This window comes from Methanoregula sp., from assembly GCF_003170075.1.
In the GTDB taxonomy this organism is placed as follows: domain Archaea; phylum Halobacteriota; class Methanomicrobia; order Methanomicrobiales; family Methanospirillaceae; genus Methanoregula.
On the sequence record NZ_PMZU01000064.1, the window covers coordinates 1 to 4,597 of the forward strand.

Annotated in this window: 4 protein-coding genes; 3 read left to right on the forward strand and 1 reads right to left on the reverse strand. The window is 54.4% G+C overall.

Annotated features, from left to right (window positions below):
- Positions 1-225 precede the first annotated feature (225 nt).
- The 3 genes from QZN75_RS08520 (at position 226) to QZN75_RS08530 (ending at position 3,245) form a co-directional block, all read left to right on the forward strand.
- Complete coding sequence (locus QZN75_RS08520) at positions 226-1,467, forward strand: ammonium transporter (RefSeq protein WP_292427379.1); 1,242 nt, start codon at positions 226-228, stop codon at positions 1,465-1,467.
- A gap of 14 nt (positions 1,468-1,481) precedes the next feature.
- Complete coding sequence (locus QZN75_RS08525; protein ID WP_292427381.1) at positions 1,482-1,811, forward strand: P-II family nitrogen regulator; 330 nt, start codon at positions 1,482-1,484, stop codon at positions 1,809-1,811.
- A 285-nt stretch (positions 1,812-2,096) separates the two neighbouring features.
- Entirely contained in the window at positions 2,097-3,245 is a 1,149-nt protein-coding gene (locus QZN75_RS08530; RefSeq protein WP_292427382.1) for a hypothetical protein, read from the forward strand.
- 74 nt (positions 3,246-3,319) lie between these two features.
- Here the strand turns inward: QZN75_RS08530 and QZN75_RS08535 are convergent.
- On the reverse strand, positions 3,320-4,597 hold a 1,278-nt coding region (locus QZN75_RS08535), incomplete at its 5' end, for an FMN-binding glutamate synthase family protein (RefSeq protein ID WP_292427384.1).

The window sequence follows — 4,597 nt, forward strand, 5'->3', positions numbered from 1 at the left end:
GAATACAACTTCCTTCCTATAATGTGAGCAAATGATCCAAATCTGAAACGCGGATGAATGGGAAAAACCAGCCACCACAACGAGAACCGGACTTCTTATCCGGAACCCCTCGCTGGTCTTTCAGACACCATCCGGTTCCGGAGGAGGATCCTGTGCCTGCCGGTATGATCAAATATTATACCGGTTCCGGCATAAAATCGGTATTGTGTTTATCAGGTGAGTTGAATGGTTATGGATTCTGGAGCAATTGCATGGGTGCTCGCCTCAACGGCCCTCGTCATGATAATGACCCCGGGAGTCGGGTTCTTCTACGGGGGTCTTGTACGGAAGAAAAACTTCATCGATATNNTTGTCCGGAAGAAAAACTTCATCGATATGATCACGCTGTCGTTTGTGGCCTTTGCTCTCGTCAGCATCCAGTGGGTGCTGATCGGGTACTCGCTTGCGTTTGGTCCGGATGTCGGTGGATTTATCGGTAACCTGCAGTACCTGGGCCTGAATGGCGTAGGCATGGACCCCGGGCCGTACAGTACGCTTATTCCGGGCATGCTGTACATGGTATTCCAGCTCGTGTTTGCAACGGTCACGATGGCAATCGTCACGTCCGGTTTTGCCGAGCGTATAAAGTTCAGTGCATACCTGGTCTTTGCGCTGCTCTGGACAACGATCGTCTACGACCCGCTCGCCCACTGGGTGTGGGGCGGCGGCTGGACCGCACAGTTCGGCTCGATAGATTTCGCCGGCGGCACGGTCGTGCACATCAGTTCAGGGTTTGCCGCGCTTGCGCTGGCACTCGTGATCGGTAAACGTGTCGGGTACGGCAAGTACGGGATGGAACCGGCCAACATCCCGTGGTCGATCCTCGGTGCTGTGCTTCTCTGGTTCGGCTGGTTCGGGTTTAACTCAGGAAGCGCCATTGCAGCAAACGGCCTCGCGGTGAGCGCATTTGTCACCACCAACACGGCGGCAGCAGCCGCAGCAATGACATGGCTGCTGGTCTCATGGGCACATGGCGGCAAGCCGAGCTCGCTTGGGTTTGTCAGCGGTGCAGTGGCAGGTCTAGTCGCCATCACACCGGCTGCCGGGTTCGTAACCCCTATGGCTTCGATCGTGATCGGTGCAGTAGCCGGTGCACTCTGCTACGGTATCATGCTCTGGAGGCAGGGCAAAGGCATTGATGAAAGTCTCGATGCATGGGCAGTCCACGGTATGGGCGGCCTGTGGGGTGCACTCGCAACCGGTATCTTTGCATCCGCAGCCGTCAACGGCTACTCGGGACTTCTCGAGGGCAACGTCCACCAGTTCATTGCCCAGATTGTCGGGGCAGGGTCGGCAGTCATCTACGCCTTCGTGGTCACGTATATCCTGGCCATCATCGTGGACAAAACCATCGGGCTGCGCGTGACTGAGGAAGAGGAATATGTAGGGCTCGACATCTCCCAGCATGGGGAGCGGGCTCAAGTATAATCCAGGTGATTACCATGAAAATGATAATTGCAATCATCAAACCTGAAAGATTCGAGTTCGTGAAAAAAGCGCTTGAAGACAAAGGTTATGTCGGCATGACGATCAGCGAGGTCAAAGGCCGGGGCGAGCAGAAAGGTATCTCCCTTGAGTACCGTGGCGGCAAGATGACCGTCGATCTCCTGCCCAAAGTCAGACTCGAGATCGTTATCCGAGACAAGGATGTTGACGATCTGATTGCGACCCTGACCGGGGCCGCACGGACTGGAAAGATCGGGGATGGAAAGATCTTCATCTTCCCGGTCGAGAAATCCATACGGATCCGAACCGGGGATGTGGAGTCATAAAAGCAGCAACCGCAGATCTACCGTCCAACAGATGCAGCAATCTCAATTCAGGATAGCAGGATCCACCTCCCCCTGCTCCTGTTTAAAAAAACGTTTCAACCAGGCACACCGCTCTTCCGGCCAAAATCACGGGCCGGAATTTTTTTATTTCGGATTCCCTGCCGGCATACCAGCCCCTTTTGTTACCGGTGTCTATCCTCACCCGGGAACGTGTCCCCCGGGCCAGCCGTCTATCAAATGCAGATTGTTATTTACTCTGCCGGCTAAAAATGTAAGTAAGCAATCATGATCCCGTGGCTGAATTCAAATTTTAAAAATTTTAAACCCACTGCGGCTATAGCGCTCAACGCCACGCGGCACATGAATACGATCGAGCGCAAAAAACTTTTTTCTCCTGATATTGAGCCCATGCGAACCGCTGAAGGACGCTGGTTCGAGGCGATCGTCTACGAGATGTTCTTAGAGATTTCCCTGAAATCCGACTGCATTAGGTACATCGCCCGCAAAGGAGCGGATGCACCACACGCCGGTGCACAGGCATGCCTGGGACAAAACGGGATCTTTTACTCGAAATACGGGGACATCACGTTCCGGGGAAATGGGCAGGACCTTGCGGAATTTGACCTGATCCTCGTGGATGCAGATGATCACGTTGCCTTTGGGGAAGTCGTGACGTCTCCGGCAGACTTAAAGGAATTCGAGATCGAGATTGCGTTCAAGAAACGGCTGCTCGGGTACCTGTACGGCCAGGAGCATGTCTCATTCCTTCTCATCTCATCCTTTGACATCTCCAACTACTCTGTCGTAAAAAGGCTTGCAAAGGATCCGGACAATGCCATCATCCACACCAGTTCCTGCGAGCAGATCAAAGCGCTTGTCAAGCACTACCGGCCCCGGATCCTGTACACAAAACCCACCAACCACCCAAAACTAATCCGCGCTACCGATATCCCGCTCAAACATCCGATCGACTACCGGAAATACCACGATGAGTTCAGGAACCGGATCTTTTCCGAAATCACGCACGGCCGGGGCAGGAAGAATATAGCACCGGCAACCGATACCGAGGCGCTCGTCAAAAAGATCCTCTTCGGGGCGCTCTACCCGCATGCGATAAAGGCGGTCTGCGACCAGTACGGCCTTGTGGTCAAGGGCAGGCGTATCGAGTACAGTGAATTTTTCACCTATTTCTCAAAAGCGATCCTTGCAACAGATCTCCCCGGCTACGAGCTGATCATCTACCTCAGATCCCGGCAGAAAAAAGAGTACCTCAAGATGGTACAGACAAAGGCTGGCAATTTCCGGTTTGAACGTCCGACACCGTCCCGGGTGGGGTTTTTCCTCTGGATAGAATCGCTCCAGCCAACGCTCGGGACCAAGATCTCGTTAGAGATCCTCAAAATATTTTCCATTCCTGATCCGGCAAAAAAATAAGGAAACGACCGGGGCGGGGTAACCGGGACTTTCCCCGGCCCAGCTTTTTTCGTCGTATATGTGTTTGTTGCTGGTTAGTCCAGCAGCGCACCCATGGCCTCGTCGTACCTGGCTTCCATGACGTACGGAATGCCGGAGACCTCGGCCGCGTCCTCGGTGAGTGCCATCAGGTCGTTGCGCGATATGGTCGAGACCCGGAAGTTCCTGCTGCCTGCCATAAGCTGCTGGAGGCCGGTGCGGAACTTGGACGCGTAGGTGTAGACACCCACTGCACCCATTGGGATCTCCTTCATACGGGGACCGAATTTCTCCTTGAGTTCCTCATAGCAGACAAAGATCTCTTCAACCGTGCTGCCGTATTTCGAGACTGACTTGGGCAGATCGCCGGCCTGTAGCCATTTCTCGATGTTCTTGCCGACAAAGCCGGGGATCATGAGGCCGCGGCCCATGCAGACCGCCTTGACGTACGGGCTGCCCATCGCAAGTGCCTTGAAGACGCTGGGTTCATCAGAGAAACCTCCGGCGAATGCAAGATCCGGAACGTGCATGCCTTTCTTCTCAAGTCTGACGGCAAATTCATATGCCAGTGAATGGAGGTAGAACGACGGAATACCCCATTCGTTCATCATCGGCCACGGGCTCATGCCAGTACCGCCGGGTGCACCATCAATGGTGAGGAGATCGATCTTTGCTTCGGAGCAGTAGCGCAGCGCCATTGCGAGCTCGACCATGGAGTACGCGCCGGTCTTTAACGTGATACGCTTGAAACCGATGTCGCGGAGACGGTCGATCTCTGCGAGGAATCCTTCCTTTGCGACAAAACCGAGGCGCGAGTGGCGCTCAAATTCCTTGATCGCACCGGCTTTGTAGGCGGCTTGGTTCTCTTTTAAGGTCGGATCAGGGAGGACAATATAACCGCGCTTTTTCAGTTCGATGGCGCGTTCAAGGGACTTGACCTTGATCTCACCGCCGATGCACTTTGCGCCCTGTCCCCACTTGAGCTCGATAGTATCGAGATTATGCTTACTGGCAACGTACTCGGCAACACCAAGCCGGGTGTCCTCGACATTCATCTGGACGAGGATTTCACCGTACTTGTTGTGGAATTTCTTGTAGGTGTTGATACGGCGGTCCATCTCGGGAGATTCCTTGACCTTATGCTTGGCGTCAAGCTTGAGGCCAGGGTCGATACCGCAGACGTTCTCACCGCAGACGAGTGTGATGCCGGAGATGGCGGCGCCGACTGCGAAGTGTTCCCAGTTTGCCCGTGCAATTTCCGTAGAGCCGAGCGCCCCGGTAAAGATCGGGAGGCGCATCTTTACTTTCTTGTCCCAGCCGTACTCGGTCTCGGT